Source organism: Brevibacillus ginsengisoli, assembly GCF_050113715.1.
Lineage (GTDB): Bacteria > Bacillota > Bacilli > Brevibacillales > Brevibacillaceae > Brevibacillus_H > Brevibacillus_H ginsengisoli.
In genome coordinates this window covers 304,573-318,355 of the sequence record NZ_JBNJQR010000003.1, presented here as the reverse complement: position 1 = coordinate 318,355, position 13,783 = coordinate 304,573, and the positions used below count along the sequence as shown (strand labels likewise).

General features: G+C 45.1%; 15 protein-coding genes and 1 other annotated feature. Of the genes, 2 read left to right on the top strand and 13 right to left on the bottom strand.

The features are described from left to right. Positions 1-35: 35 nt before the first annotated feature. From ACQCN2_RS08710 to ACQCN2_RS08665, 10 genes are all read right to left on the bottom strand, one after another. Positions 36-740, bottom strand: a complete 705-nt coding sequence (locus tag ACQCN2_RS08710) for a response regulator (protein WP_426928501.1) — start codon at positions 738-740, stop codon at positions 36-38. A gap of 199 nt (positions 741-939) precedes the next feature. Next, a complete protein-coding gene (ileS, locus tag ACQCN2_RS08705; RefSeq protein ID WP_426928665.1) occupies positions 940-3,723 on the bottom strand; it encodes an isoleucine--tRNA ligase in 2,784 nt (927 codons plus the stop codon). 75 nt (positions 3,724-3,798) lie between these two features. Further along, positions 3,799-4,061, bottom strand: a binding site (T-box leader). A 59-nt stretch (positions 4,062-4,120) separates the two neighbouring features. Continuing rightward, the gene (locus ACQCN2_RS08700) at positions 4,121-4,609 is read right to left on the bottom strand and encodes a DivIVA domain-containing protein (RefSeq protein ID WP_426928500.1); all 489 of its coding nucleotides are present in this window, start codon (positions 4,607-4,609) and stop codon (positions 4,121-4,123) included. A gap of 93 nt (positions 4,610-4,702) precedes the next feature. Continuing rightward, positions 4,703-5,476, bottom strand: a complete 774-nt coding sequence (locus ACQCN2_RS08695; protein WP_426928499.1) for a YlmH family RNA-binding protein — start codon at positions 5,474-5,476, stop codon at positions 4,703-4,705. 12 nt (positions 5,477-5,488) lie between these two features. Further along, positions 5,489-5,761 (bottom strand): YggT family protein, encoded by a 273-nt coding sequence (locus ACQCN2_RS08690; RefSeq protein ID WP_426928498.1) that lies wholly within the window; start codon positions 5,759-5,761, stop codon positions 5,489-5,491. A gap of 27 nt (positions 5,762-5,788) precedes the next feature. Then, positions 5,789-6,217: a cell division protein SepF gene (locus ACQCN2_RS08685; RefSeq protein WP_426928497.1), complete on the bottom strand. Its 429-nt coding sequence runs from the start codon at positions 6,215-6,217 to the stop codon at positions 5,789-5,791. A 45-nt stretch (positions 6,218-6,262) separates the two neighbouring features. Beyond that, positions 6,263-6,967, bottom strand: a complete 705-nt coding sequence (locus tag ACQCN2_RS08680; protein ID WP_426928496.1) for a YggS family pyridoxal phosphate-dependent enzyme — start codon at positions 6,965-6,967, stop codon at positions 6,263-6,265. Position 6,968: 1 nt separating this feature from the next. Further along, positions 6,969-7,799, bottom strand: a complete 831-nt coding sequence (gene pgeF / locus ACQCN2_RS08675) for a peptidoglycan editing factor PgeF (RefSeq protein WP_426928495.1) — start codon at positions 7,797-7,799, stop codon at positions 6,969-6,971. 141 nt (positions 7,800-7,940) lie between these two features. Then, complete coding sequence (locus ACQCN2_RS08670) at positions 7,941-8,225, bottom strand: YlmC/YmxH family sporulation protein (RefSeq protein WP_426928494.1); 285 nt, start codon at positions 8,223-8,225, stop codon at positions 7,941-7,943. Between the two features lie 115 nt (positions 8,226-8,340). Then, a complete protein-coding gene (locus tag ACQCN2_RS08665) occupies positions 8,341-8,961 on the bottom strand; it encodes a stalk domain-containing protein (RefSeq protein ID WP_426928493.1) in 621 nt (206 codons plus the stop codon). A 255-nt stretch (positions 8,962-9,216) separates the two neighbouring features. Between ACQCN2_RS08665 and ACQCN2_RS08660 the strand changes: the two genes are divergently transcribed. Both ACQCN2_RS08660 and ACQCN2_RS08655 read left to right on the top strand, forming a co-directional pair. Continuing rightward, the gene (locus tag ACQCN2_RS08660; protein ID WP_426928492.1) at positions 9,217-10,539 is read left to right on the top strand and encodes a helix-turn-helix domain-containing protein; all 1,323 of its coding nucleotides are present in this window, start codon (positions 9,217-9,219) and stop codon (positions 10,537-10,539) included. A gap of 308 nt (positions 10,540-10,847) precedes the next feature. After that, positions 10,848-11,027: an aspartyl-phosphate phosphatase Spo0E family protein gene (locus ACQCN2_RS08655; RefSeq protein ID WP_426928491.1), complete on the top strand. Its 180-nt coding sequence runs from the start codon at positions 10,848-10,850 to the stop codon at positions 11,025-11,027. A 48-nt stretch (positions 11,028-11,075) separates the two neighbouring features. Here the strand turns inward: ACQCN2_RS08655 and sigG are convergent, their stop codons facing one another. The 3 genes from sigG to spoIIGA form a co-directional block, all read right to left on the bottom strand. Then, entirely contained in the window at positions 11,076-11,855 is a 780-nt protein-coding gene (gene sigG / locus ACQCN2_RS08650; RefSeq protein WP_426928490.1) for an RNA polymerase sporulation sigma factor SigG, read from the bottom strand. A 109-nt stretch (positions 11,856-11,964) separates the two neighbouring features. Then, positions 11,965-12,687: an RNA polymerase sporulation sigma factor SigE gene (sigE, locus tag ACQCN2_RS08645; RefSeq protein WP_426928489.1), complete on the bottom strand. Its 723-nt coding sequence runs from the start codon at positions 12,685-12,687 to the stop codon at positions 11,965-11,967. A gap of 1 nt (position 12,688) precedes the next feature. Beyond that, entirely contained in the window at positions 12,689-13,645 is a 957-nt protein-coding gene (gene spoIIGA / locus ACQCN2_RS08640; RefSeq protein WP_426928488.1) for a sigma-E processing peptidase SpoIIGA, read from the bottom strand. Positions 13,646-13,783 lie beyond the last annotated feature (138 nt).

Sequence of the window (13,783 nt, the reverse complement as noted above, 5' to 3'; positions counted from 1 at the left end):
AAAAAACGACCCCTAACGAGTCGTTTTTCTTTTTGCTACAAATAGTTTTTAATTAGATCACGCTTTTCTTTGATGATTTGATGCAGGTAGACTGGACGGCCGATTGAACCGTAGACGATCTCTATGTTTACGATCCCGATATCACTGAGAAACTTGAGATACTTCCGTAAGGAGACACGTGAGATGCCGACGTCAGCCGCAATCTCCTCAGTCGAGAATGGCTCGCTCTTCCCTTCAATATGATCCCACACCATTTTTAATGTGCTTTGGGTAAGACCTTTAGGCAACCCGGTCGCTATAGCTGGCCGATCCTTATATAAAAGATGTTTATCTAAATCTTCCTGGTTGATATTCTCTAATTCTTGAATAAACTTGAACTCTTCGCGGTAGGAAGAAAGCGCCTCGTTAAATCGTTCAAATTCAAATGGCTTGATTAAATAATCTACAACCCCGAAACGTAAGGCCTTATTCACCGTTTGGATATCACTTGCCGCTGTAATCAAGATCACATCTACTTTTTGGTTTAGCTTTCGGATCTCGGCTAACAATTCTAGTCCACTTTTTCCAGGCATGTAAATATCCAAGAGAACCAGATCAATTGGTTTTTGGTGCAAAACTCGCAAGGCTTCATCATAGGAGGAAGAAATACCTTCAAGTATGAATCCATCTACTTTTCCCAAATAAAGCTGGTTAAATTTTGCAACCATCGGATCATCTTCTACAACTAATACCTTAATCATTAATCTCATCCTAACTGTTTCTTCTCGAGTTCTTGACGGTACGTTCCAATCATAAAGGATTGGTGACATAGTATGATGAGGGTGTCTTCGATCAGATTGTACCATTCATCATTTCAGCACGCCAACAACAGAAAAAAAGACAGCCAAAACGAATCCGTACGTTTTGGCTGTCTTGGCTATTTTAGTAGGTGATTTAAGGTTAAGATTGTAAAGCGTCCGCGTAGTGTTCGTCTACAATATCTGCGCAGCGCTCGCAAAGCTGTGGATGCTTCTCCACTTTGCCAACGTCTTGTTTCACAACGCGACAGCGCTCGCACTTCACGCCCTCAGCTGGAAGGACAAGAACGGCAATGCTCTCGAACTTCGCCGCTTTCTCATCCGCAGGCGTACCCGCTGGAAGAAGTTCCACATCCGCTACAATAAACAGATCGGCCAAATCTTCCATTGCCGCAAGCGCAGCTTGGCTTTGTTCATTCGGATAAAGCACCAGCTTGGCATCGACAGAGTTACCAAATACCTTATTGCGGCGAGCTTCTTCCATCGCCTTGAGTACTTCATCACGAACAGCCAGGAAGTTGTCCCACTTGGTTTCCAGTTCTTTGCCTGCGTTGAGATACTGCTCGTTTACTTCTGGCATATCGGTTAACTGTACGCTTACAGTCGATACACCTGGGATAAAGCGCCATACTTCATCCGCAGTATGTGACAGGATCGGAGCAACCAGACGAACCAAGTCAACGAGGCAATCGTACATCACGGTTTGTGCCGCTCGACGTTTCTCGCTATTTGGCGCTTCTACGTACAAGCGATCCTTGCAGATATCCAAGTAGAACGCCGACAAGTCAATTGTGCAGAAGTTATGAATCGCATGGAATACGGAATGGAATTGATACTCTTCATACGCTTTGCGTACGCGGTTTACGACTTGTGCTTCTTTTGCCAGTACATAGCGATCCAGTTCGCCCAATTGGTTGTAGTCTACACGATCTTTCTTCGGATCAAATCCGTCCAGGTTTCCGAGCAAGAAACGGAAGGTGTTGCGGATTTTGCGGTATACTTCAGCAATTTGATTCAGGATCGCATCGGAGATACGCACGTCCGCTTGGTAATCAACGGATGCTACCCACAAACGAAGAATGTCTGCTCCTAGTTTATCGGTAACTTCTTGTGGAATCACGACGTTTCCAAGTGATTTGGACATTTTGCGTCCTTCACCATCTAAGGCAAAACCGTGGCTCAACACGCCTTTATACGGTGCGTGTCCTGTAACGGCAACACCAGTAGAAAGCGAAGAGTTGAACCATCCACGATACTGGTCAGATCCTTCGAGGTACAGATCAGCCGGATAGCTCATGCCGCGTTCTTGAAGCACAGCCACGTGGCTGGAGCCAGAATCGAACCATACGTCCATGATATCCGTTTCTTTACGGAACTCGGTTGTTCCACATTTATGGCAAGATAGACCCGCTGGAATCAACTCATTGGCTTCACGGGCGAACCATACACCGGAGCCTTCTTTACGGAACAAATCAGAAACGTGTTGAATCGTTTCGTCATTGATGATTGGTTCGTTACAAGATTTACAATAGAAAATTGGGATTGGCACACCCCAGACGCGTTGACGGGAGATACACCAGTCACCGCGATCTGCGACCATGTTAGCTAACCGGGTTTCACCCCATGCAGGAACCCATTTTACTTCTTTGATCGCATCCAGCAATTGTTGACGGAAACCATCGATAGAAGCAAACCATTGCTCGGTTGCGCGGTAGATAACAGGTTTTTTCGTACGCCAGTCATGCGGATAAGAGTGAGTGATGAAGCCAAGCTTCAAGAGTGAGCCCACTTCATTCAGCTTCTCGGTTACCAATTTGTTGGCGTCTTCGTAGAACAACCCTTCGAAGCCAGGAGCTTCACTGGTCATTTTTCCTTCGTGATCCACTGGGCAAAGTACGCCGATACCGTATTTCGCTCCAATCGCGAAGTCGTCTTCCCCGTGTCCGGGAGCTGTGTGCACGCAACCGGTACCAGCATCCAATGTGACGTGTTCGCCAAGCAATACTGGTGATTCACGGTCATAGAATGGATGCTTCGCGACAACCCCTTCAAGCTCACTGCCCTTGAATGTGGCAAGAACCTCTGACTGCTCCCAGCCGATTTCTTTGGATGCCGCTTCGAGCAAGCCGGATGCGAGCAAGAATTTGCGATCTCCCACTTTCACTTGGGCGTATTCCAATTCAGGATGAATGCTTATGCCTAAGTTGGCTGGAATGGTCCATGGTGTTGTCGTCCAGATGACGATTCCGGTTTCTGTATCCAGCTTGCCTTTTCCTTCTTTTACTGGGAAGCTGACATAGATGGAAGCAGAACGTTTATCTTTGTATTCAATCTCCGCATCCGCAAGCGCGGTTTCCGATGAAGGAGACCAATACACGCAACGAAGGCCTTTGTAGATATAGCCTTTTTTCGCCATTTCGCCAAACACTTGAATTTGACGAGCTTCATACTCAGGCTGCAGGGTCACATATGGATTTTCCCAATCTCCACGCACGCCAAGACGTTTGAATTGGCTGCGTTGCTTATCCACATAGCTCCACGCGTATTCTTCACAGCGTTTGCGGAAATCGTTCACTTCAATATTGCGACGATCCAGCTTCTGCGCGTTGATAATGGCTTGCTCGATTGGCAAACCGTGAGTATCCCATCCAGGTACATACGGCGCATCGAAGCCGGACATGGATTTAAAGCGAATAATCATGTCTTTGAGGATTTTATTCAGGGCGTGCCCGATATGCAAATCACCGTTGGCATACGGAGGGCCATCGTGAAGAACGAAGGATGGACGTCCTTTGGTACGCTCTTGCACTTGCTTGTAGATGTCAATTTCTTCCCACCAGGATTGGATCTCTGGCTCTCTAGTTGGCAAATTGCCTCGCATCGGGAACTCGGTCTTTGGCAAGTTTAGTGATTTACTGTAATCGATACTCATCTTGATTCACTCAGCCTTTCCATTGATAAGTTACAAACCACACATAAACAAAAAAGCCTTTCTCATCCGCAAAGGGACGAGAAAGACTCCCGTGGTACCACCCAATTGAACGATTTTCACGCCTAAAAATCGTCCACTCTTCATTCGTAACGTGAATGACGCGCTCACTTACTGCTAACACATCTACTATAGTAGTGCGGATTCCCTGTGTCAGGTTCAGTCTATTGAACTCCCGGGTGATATTCGGCAAGTGCGTCTGGCTAGGATCTCACCTCTGCCCCAGCTCTCTTGACAGCGCAACCTTACTTACTCGTCCCGTTCATCGTCTGTTGATATAAAAAAAGAAAGTTGGAGGTTATTATAACCCCATTTTTGACCTCAAGTCAAATCATTATTCATTAATTTCAACCTGGGAGGTAGCTTTATCTAACTCATCCCAATCGCCGTTTTCCAGCATCTCTAATTGTGCTTCCAATAATGTTCGGAAACGCATGCGATATACCGAAGCGCGTTTCTTTAATTCTTCAATCTCAATCGCTACCTTGCGAGATTTGGCTAATGCTTCGTTCACAATCCGGTCTGCGTTCTTTTCGGATTCTTTCAAAATCAATTGCGCTTCTTTTCTGGCATTTGATTTCACTTCTTCAGCCGTTTCCTGTGCAACCAGTATAGACTTGCTCAGGTTTTCTTCCAGGCTTTTAAAGTGGTCTACTCTTTCGTTGAGAATGGCAATGCGTTCTTCCATCTCTTTTTTCTCTTTGATCAAAAGCTCGAAATCTTTGATAATTTGATCAAGGAACTCATTGACCTCATCGACATTATATCCACGAAATCCGGTGCTAAATTCCTTATTATGTATGTCCAATGGCGTTAACGGCACAAGAACACCCCACTTTACAGGTTATCTATCGTTTCGTTTGTTTCGACAGGTTCCTACCTTTTTCCTGCTAATTTGGCAAATTAACAAGAACTTTTATCCAAAAATCCCTAACGTCATTCGGAGTCTGCCACTTCTGGTTGGCCCTTGAATCTCCATAATCTTGCATCTTCCAAAGCCACCAACAGACAAGACATCCCCAACCTGCACTTGATGGGAGGGGTCTTCGATCACTTTCCAATTCACTTTGCATTTGCCGGCTCGAATCGGCACAAGCGCTTTGGAACGCGACAGATGATAGACCTCACCAATCACGGCATCCAGACGCTCAGAAGGGATTGTCACCTGTTTTTCTGTTAATTTAGGCTCTGGCAGGCGAATGCTTGTCCAATCCACTTCTTCGAGAATTACGGGTATGCGGTGGATTTGGGTGATTTGTAGTCGGGCAAAGTCAAACACCTCACGCGCAAGGATCAGCTGGCAACCATCCTCGCCAAGCAAGATATCGCCAAACTTCTCCCGCTTCAATCCAATTCCCAGAATCGAGCCCAGAATATCCCGATGCTCCAGCTTGATGAAGCGTTGATCCCCTTTAATCTCAGCTAGTACAATCTGGTAATCCTCCAAGGAGGGCTCCATGTAAGAAGGAAAAAGCAGCGCGCGTGTACGCTCCGCTCCCTCACATCCGCCGTTGGATTGGACACACACATCGTCTACTTGAGACGACAAGCTCTTCATAATAAAAAGCTGTCTTGGGTCCATAAAATCAGTCAGGCGCATGGTTTGCTTACGCTCAACCAGCGAAAGCATCTCCAGCGCCCGTTCCACGAAAGGCATCTCATCTTTGCGGAAATGATTATAGATACTCATACTGGTTGTCCTCTAGGTGAAAATCATCTGGATTAATGTAATAACCCCGCTCTGCGCAAAATATAGCGCAGCTAACGCAACAATCGGAGAAATATCAATCATTCCCAGTGGAGGAATGAACCTTCTGAACGGAGCCAGAAACGGTTCGACCAGTCGTTCGAGCAACTGACCGATTTTGGTATCCCGCATTTGCGGAACCCAAGACATCAAAATATAGGCAATGACCATGTAATAGTACACATTAAAAAGAAAGTTCACGATCTTGTAAAGAATGTAGGCTGCCATTCGTTCACCTCACGTCTTTCTGATGAGCTACTCTTCGATAACACTGGAGATCGTTCCCTGAATGTCTACGTGATCAGGTGTGCAGACGAAAATAGAATCGCCAACTTTTTGAATATCCCCATTCAGCGCATAGACAGTTCCGCTTAAAAAATCGACAATACGCTTCGCTTGTTCCTTGTCCACCCTATGTAAGTTGATGACGACAGGTCTTCTTTGACGCAAGTTATCCGCGATATCCTGCGCATCACTGTAGTGACGCGGCTCAAACAACATCAAGCGAATGCCCGCTTGTTCACGAGCGGAATGAAGACTGACGACATTGTTCATCTTGGATGCCGCCGCTTGTTTCTTCGGCAGGATCTCTTCCTCTTCATGCTGCTCTTCAACGGTTTCTTCATAATACTCATCATTATCATCGAGTCCGAAAAAACCCATCACTTTTTTCATAACTCCCATTGCGTTGCCCCCCTTTACGTTGATTTGTTCAAAATTCCCGGTATCTTATTCAGGTCGAACGAGGACGGAACCTAGTCGTACGAAAGTAGCTCCTTCTTCGATCGCAATCTCGAAATCCCCCGACATCCCCATCGACAGCTCTTCTACTGTCACATGCGGCAGCGCCAATTGTTGCAGGTGCTTTTGCCATTCTTTTAACTCTCGGAAAATCAATCGAACATCTTCCGGGTTCGGGGTCGCAGGAGCCATTGTCATCAATCCTGCAATCCGTATATGTTTCATATTACTTGTTTCTTCTACAAAAGCCAAGACATCAGCTGGATTTAGCCCAAATTTTGTCTCTTCTCCAGAGATGTTGATTTGCAAGAAGCATTGAGCAGTAATTCCTAATGCGCTTGCCTTCTTCTCGATTTCTTCCGCGAGCGACAATCGATCCAGCGAATGGATATACGTAAATCGTCCCACGACATCTTTCACTTTATTGGTTTGCAAGTGGCCGATGAAATGCCAGACACCTTGATGTCCGAATTCCTCGTACTTGGGTAAGGCATCCTGGATGCGATTCTCGCCAATATGTTCGATCCCAGCCTTCAGAATTTCGCCAATCGCAGGCGTATCTACATATTTCGTTACCGCTATGATTTTCACTTCATCCCGGTTGCGGCCAGCCCGCTCGCAAGCGGCAGATATTCTCTCTTCAATTTGTTCTAGACGCTCCCGAATTTCATGCTCTGTAGTGGTTGGTTTCATCCTAGTCCTCCCCTTTCTTTCTCCATCCGATAAAGGACGCCATCCTGCCTGTTTTGCCAGCTTCTTTTCGGTGAGAAAAGAAAAGATCAGTGCGGCAATTCGTACACCAAGAAGTTCGCGTGATATGTTCCGTTAGAACGCCCAAGCGCTCCAATACCCGAGTATTGCATGCTCGTAAATCAAGCATGAATCGGTCACCTTTTGAAGCGGTCACACAGGATTGCCAATTCGGGATCATTTGGCGCACATGCTGCATCACATTCTCGTCTACCTCATAGCAGCAGCCTCCGATTGATGGTCCAATCGCAACACGTATATGTTCTGGTTTCGTTTGAAATTGATGTTGAAACGCCTTAATCATTTCCTCGGCAATGAGTCCCACTGTTCCTTTCCAGCCAGCATGTGCCAGCCCAATCACCCGTTTGTCGGGATCAAGGAATAGCAAGGGGACACAATCTGCGTAAAAAGAGGTAAGCAGAATGTCTGTCTCATTAGTGAAGATGCCATCTGTCCCTTCAATCGCCTCAAGATGGTTCTCCCTGCCTCTTCCGCGCAACTCTTTCGTTATCTGTGAAATCTGGTTGCCGTGCACCTGATCCGCACAGCTCCAGGCGTCAAATTCAAATCCCAAGCGGTTGGCAAGAGACCGGCGATTTTCGATGACTTTTGCAGGGTCATCCCCCACGTGCAGCCCTAGGTTACAAGAAGCATAAGGAGCTTCACTAAAGCCACTTGTCCGAAGTGAAAACCCGACGACCAGATCCGGGCACAACTCTTCCCATTCTCTTAGATGCAGTGCATCTGTCGTATCTGTGTGTACAAAAGGCTCCAACTTTATCCCTTCCTCCCACAATAGACCATTCCTTTCTCATCTTAACGGCTTCCCCGCCAAATCGCAACAAATCCCGATATCCTAACCAAGCGTTAAGCAAAGCTCTTCTTCAAACCAAAAAGACACGAATTCGATCGTGTCTCAATTCGGATAATCATCCTGATAGGATTGCTTGGCATCGACCCGAATTGGTTCTTCCAAACGGACCAATACCACATCTTTGCCAATCTTGACAATGTTGCGCCACGGGATGACATAATCGTTGCCGGCGCTGAAGAATCCCAGGAACTTGCCTGGCCCCGGTATGATGATGGCATCGACCCGTCCGTTTCGCAAATCAATTTCCAGATCCGTGATTTGTCCCAACCGTTTGCCATCTAAAATATTGACAACTTCTTTCGTCTGAAAGTCGGAGATCTTTACCATTCAATTCACCTGCTTTCGCCCTTACCTATCTATATGCCAATCCAAGCAGTAATTGACATGTTCATTAGAAAACTCGGAGATTTCCGAGCTTTTGGCGACAGCAGAGTGTTGGACACTATTTTAATTTAATACGGTAATAATAATCAGTGGACATTTGCTTTACCACTGCTTCACTGCTTGTCTTCATACTGTACGGTAAGCGGATATATTCTCCCAATGTAGACCCTTTGTGGGTTCCTTGTTTATTTTCAAGGAGAGTCGTTTTGGTTGCCAGTACAGTTTTGTCTTTATTGACCATCTCTATCACCAGTACTGGCGGCCGTTTCAGGGCTTGATCATTTTGATATACATATTCAAGTTTGATACTACCTAACCATCTTTGTCCATCCATACTTGTCATGATTTCATACTTCGGTTCAATCGAAATAAACTGAAAGCCCGGCATACCGATCAGTGGGTATTGGTTCTCTGCTGGTGATAGTTGAATCGTTTGATTTTTTGCATCCCAAGCAGCTTGGTAGCCCAAAGTGTTACTTACTAATTGTATTGGGACGTAAGTCTTACCATTATAGGTGATAGGGGTATTCGAGGTCGTATCAATGATCTGTCCGTTATTTACCAATTTAATCTCTGGAGAAAGAATCGCGCTGATGTTCATTCCAGCAGCCCCCAATGCAGTTGGAATGAGGAGAGTCATCAAGAATGTAGCCGTTAAAATAAGAGTCTTCTTTTGCATCATTTCCTCCTATTGCAATAAATGTATTTACATATAATTATTTCAAATAAACACATAATTGGATATAAGAGGAAATTACTAATTTAACCAAGCCTTTGTTCCCACTACCTTGGTCTCCCATAACTTTGGTCGTTTGCCAATCTTCCGCATTTTTTATAAAATATTGTTCATTCCTACTATTGTTCATGTCATGACGGTTTGCCTTATGAACGCAATTTAGCGGTTTTTATTGGGGCTCTTGGAGGTGAGTTCTTCATGAACGTTTACGATGTCGATGTCGTTCGCATGGAATTGCGAGATACGATACGAAAATATATGAATCATCATAAACTAAATCAATCGGTGACCGCCAAACGAATCGCGATCGGACGAACAGGATTCACCAAAGCTCTTAGCGGCACACAACTGTTCACGATTGAAACTTTGGAGAAACTCACTGAAATATTTGGAATGCCGCCCGGAGATCTCTATCACCTGTTCTATGGGGAGTGCATTGAGCAGCGAATGAAGACGTCCAGTACGGTTTTTATCATGGACAAGCTCGAAAAGTTCCTCCGCCGATGCCTAGAGGTTGGCAAATTCGATGTGGCCTATCAGCTGTTGGAACTGCTTTTGGAACACGACTCCAAAAAACGCGAGTTGATCTACTTGGTTGCTGAATCTATTTTTCATGCCGCCGAAGAAAAGTATGGCTTGCTTCCAACCTACAAGGAACCCGAATATGAACAATGCCTGTTTCTATACACGTACTATTCGCAAAACGAAACCGACTTCCAATCAGAGAAGTTAGCCATCTGTTATTTTCGTATCTACTATATGTCTCGTTTTGATGTAACTACCTCCTATGAACGATTGGTCATGCTACTTTCCGTTATCGAAAAATTGCCGATAAACGAGAAAATTAAGGCATACGATCGTGTGGTCACGTATTTCTACTTTGCAAGTGAGTGGAACAAAACGGTTGCCTACGCTCAAATCCTAGAGAAATTGACCGATGGAGTCGACGAATATCTATACGGTCACTGCTTGATGATCAAGAGTTTCGCCAAAAAGGAACTGGGCGAGTACGAGGAAGCCTTGCAGTTAACTTCCATCTACCGACAACTACAAGGTTTTGAGGAGTTCGGATACGGAAACCATTTGCTGATTCAAATCGAGTCTGGTCAGTTAACGTACATTGATTCGTACCTGGAATGGTTGCAGAAACAAGACCAGATTGAGTCTGGCCTATCCATCGTACTCAAGAAGTTACTGGAAGCCAAACAGTTCACCAAGGCCAAAAAGGTAATGGGTGATTTTTCTGGAAAATTCAAATTATTTCATGATAATATATTGATAGACAAGTACTGTATGAAGCTTCAGTTTTCTCTCTCGCTCTTGCATATCCACCTAGAAGAGTATGAGACGGGTATCGATCACTTGCTTCAAGCGACGATGAAGGCGTATCGAATGAGTCTGTTTCAAGAGATAGGCGCCATGATCTACACCTATGAACAAATCAGACAGCATGCGACTCTCAAACAACAGCTAACCTATCTTGAGATATTACAATCGTGGAAGGGAGGCCAGCATATTTGAAGAAGCTTCTGTTAGCGCTGATTGTCATTGCCGCTATGTCTATTCCAACGGTGGTTTCAGCAGATAATGGAGTACGTCCAGTTTCACCTTGTGTAAAAGGATGAGCCGCTATAGAATTTGCTTTTTCAGCATGCTTAACTCCAAACGAATCGCTTAAGAGTATCTCCGTCCCAAGAGATACTCTTTGTTTTTGCCTCGTCTTACAATTTCTACTAAAAAAGTGATGAAAAAAAGTAGACTGTCCAAAAGTAATCACCACATATTACCATACCTAAGTACAAAAGTTTCGATGAAAGAGATGGTTGTTCGTGATACAGGTAAATTTGGAAGAAAATCTTCTAACAGACCTAGGTTTAATGGAGCAAATTGAAGCGATGCGCAGACAGCTTATTTTTTTGGTAAAGGAAAAAGGCAGCTTTACGCATCCCAGTGTCGTGAATTTAAGCCAGAAGCTTGATTTGTATATTTTGCAAATACAAGTGAGATAACGTAAAAAAATGGAGCTCCCCTCTTTTTAGGAAGCCCCTGATCGTAAGTTATGTTTGGACGTGCTTTTGCATGTGGGAGATCGCTGCTTTCTCCAAGCGCGATACCTGCGCTTGCGAAATCCCAATTTCTTCAGCGACTTCCATCTGCGTTTTGCCTTCATAAAACCGCATGGATAAAATCATCTTTTCACGTTCCCCAAGGCGTTGCATCCCCTCTCGAAGGGCAATTTCCTCCACCCAGAGAACATCCTTGTTCTTCTCGTCGCTTATCTGATCCATCACATAAATCGGATCTCCGCCGTCTTGATAAATCGGCTCGAACAATGACACCGGGTCTTGAATCGCATCAAGGGCAAATACAACATCTTCCTTAGGCACATTCAACTCACTGGAAATCTCGATGATGGTGGGTTCCCGAGAATGCTTATTGGTCAGGTTATCCCGTACCTGCAAGGCTTTGTACGCAATATCTCGGAGTGAGCGCGAGACCCGAATCGGATTGTTGTCCCGAAGATACCGGCGAATCTCACCAATTATCATTGGAACCGCATAAGTTGAGAACTTCACATTTTGACCTAGGTCGAAGTTATCGATTGCCTTCATCAATCCGATGCAGCCTACCTGAAACAAATCATCTACATATTCCCCGCGATTGTTAAACCGTTGAATGACGCTTAACACAAGTCTGAGGTTACCGTTCACCAGTTTTTCTCTGGCAGAGTGCTCGCCACCTTGCAATCGTTCGAATAGGTCCCTCATTTCCTTGTTAGTCAACACGGGAAGCTTGGAGGTATCTACTCCACAGATTTCAACTTTGTTGCGTGTCACGCTTGTTCCCTCCTCAAAGCGAAGAAAGTTCCTATCCCGGATGTCTAGAGGACAACCACTTTCTGGTACGGTTTAGGAACAGTATCTCCTTGGATTGGGAAAATATGCGTTACACCATTTTGTTAAATTCTTTGCGCAAGCGTTTTATAATTCGCTTTTCTAGGCGAGAAATATAAGATTGGGAAATTCCCAAAAGGTCGGCTACATCCTTCTGTGTCTTCTCTTCGTCGCCCGCCAAGCCAAAGCGCAGCTCCATGATCGTCCGCTCGCGGTCGGTGAGTTTATCCAACGCTTTGTGCAGCAGCTTTCGGTCTACCTGATCCTCAATATTTTTATAAATCGTATCGTTCTCAGTCCCCAATACATCGGAGAGGAGAAGCTCATTTCCATCCCAATCAATATTCAATGGCTCATCAAACGAAACTTCAGAACGTATTTTGTTATTGCGCCGCAGATACATCAAAATCTCATTTTCAATACAGCGGGACGCGTACGTGGCCAACTTGATGTTCTTATCTGGATCGAAGGTGTTGACAGCCTTAATCAAGCCAATCGCTCCAATACTGACCAGGTCCTCAATGTTGATTCCTGTGTTTTCGAACTTGCGGGCAATGTAAACAACCAAGCGCAAATTCCGCTCAATGAGCATGCTTCGAACGGCTCCATCACCGGAAGGAAGGCGAGCAAGCAGGATCTCTTCTTCTTCGCGTGTCAACGGTGGCGGGAGCGCCTCACTACCACCGATGTAGTAGATTTCTTCTGCTTTGGCACCAATGGAAAGCAACAATCGATACCAGAGCAATTGGGCATGTAGACGAATTTTTACGAACATGCTAACCCTCCTGTTCTCTCGTAATGGATTCTTCTTTTTCTTGAAGTAAGGCAGGATGAACGATTGCTTGATACTTGCTGTCACTTGCTAGCGGTATGGGATTTAGACCAATCAGGACACGATTCGTTTCATAGCGCTTGCCGTTTGACGTTATCACAACCAAATCCGGCTTCGTTGCGACCATGAAATCCATCCCCCTCGAAACACTCCGATAGGGAATTAAGCGAATCCGCGTATGCCATTCCTCTGGCATTGCCGCGAGCAATTCGTCTAACCCGTCCAAATTGCTGACATTACTCGCCACATGTGTTACGAGCGCAGTCGGTAGAATATGAGTGAGGAGCTGTGACTCGACCATCATGACGGGAATTCGTGTGATTGGCTCATGAAGCTGATTTCCGGTATCCACCAGACCACGACAGATAATGCTTTGACCCGCAATGGTAATCCTGACGTCAACGAGAAACGCTTCCACTCGGCGCGGTTCCTGAATGGCTTGATAACTCCTTTTGCTCAGAAAAAAAATGAGGATAAACCCCGTCAATACAACCCAGAAGGTTGGCTTCGTCCCCACCCCGAAGCTGTCATTGTGGGTATGTAGAATTCCATTTACCACTTCACTTTGGGACGACATCAAATACTCTAGTCCAAAAACACCACCACCAAAAACAAATGCGACAAAGTAAAAAATGCATAAGTTCTGAATGAGTCTGAAGATTCTGGAGTAGCCAAAAGCGATCAGCAGCATGACGATTGAAAACAACAGCTTGACGGCCCACTGATACATGCCGGCAAACGAAGGGAAAAAGAAGAAGGCGATATAGGTGGAACCAAGGGCTGAAGACAAGAGCATCCTCCACCAAATCACTCGTTCTTTTCGAAAGAAGGCCGTAAACCACAACAATAAGGTATCAATTGCGAAATTCAGGAGTAGAATGATATCGAGATAAACCACCATACCGTTTTCACCCCCGTCGGCAAAAACAGTATATCTCAATGTTTATTCAAAGTCTGTCAGATCTTGACAGTTATTTTGTTTATTTTAATTTTTAATTTTTCCTGATTCGTCATTTCGCTTGTATTTTGGCAATGAATT

Coding starts and splice junctions, on each gene's coding strand:
- ACQCN2_RS08710 (WP_426928501.1), bottom strand. CDS start 740: ATGATTAAGGTATTAGTTGTAGAAGATGATCCGATGGTTGCAAAATTT.
- ACQCN2_RS08695 (WP_426928499.1), bottom strand. CDS start 5,476: ATGAGTATCTATAATCATTTCCGCAAAGATGAGATGCCTTTCGTGGAA.
- ACQCN2_RS08690 (WP_426928498.1), bottom strand. CDS start 5,761: ATGGCAGCCTACATTCTTTACAAGATCGTGAACTTTCTTTTTAATGTG.
- ACQCN2_RS08685 (WP_426928497.1), bottom strand. CDS start 6,217: ATGGGAGTTATGAAAAAAGTGATGGGTTTTTTCGGACTCGATGATAAT.
- ACQCN2_RS08680 (WP_426928496.1), bottom strand. CDS start 6,967: ATGAAACCAACCACTACAGAGCATGAAATTCGGGAGCGTCTAGAACAA.
- ACQCN2_RS08670 (WP_426928494.1), bottom strand. CDS start 8,225: ATGGTAAAGATCTCCGACTTTCAGACGAAAGAAGTTGTCAATATTTTA.
- ACQCN2_RS08665 (WP_426928493.1), bottom strand. CDS start 8,961: ATGCAAAAGAAGACTCTTATTTTAACGGCTACATTCTTGATGACTCTC.
- ACQCN2_RS08660 (WP_426928492.1), top strand. CDS start 9,217: ATGAACGTTTACGATGTCGATGTCGTTCGCATGGAATTGCGAGATACG.
- sigE (WP_426928489.1), bottom strand. CDS start 12,687: ATGTTCGTAAAAATTCGTCTACATGCCCAATTGCTCTGGTATCGATTG.
- spoIIGA (WP_426928488.1), bottom strand. CDS start 13,645: ATGGTGGTTTATCTCGATATCATTCTACTCCTGAATTTCGCAATTGAT.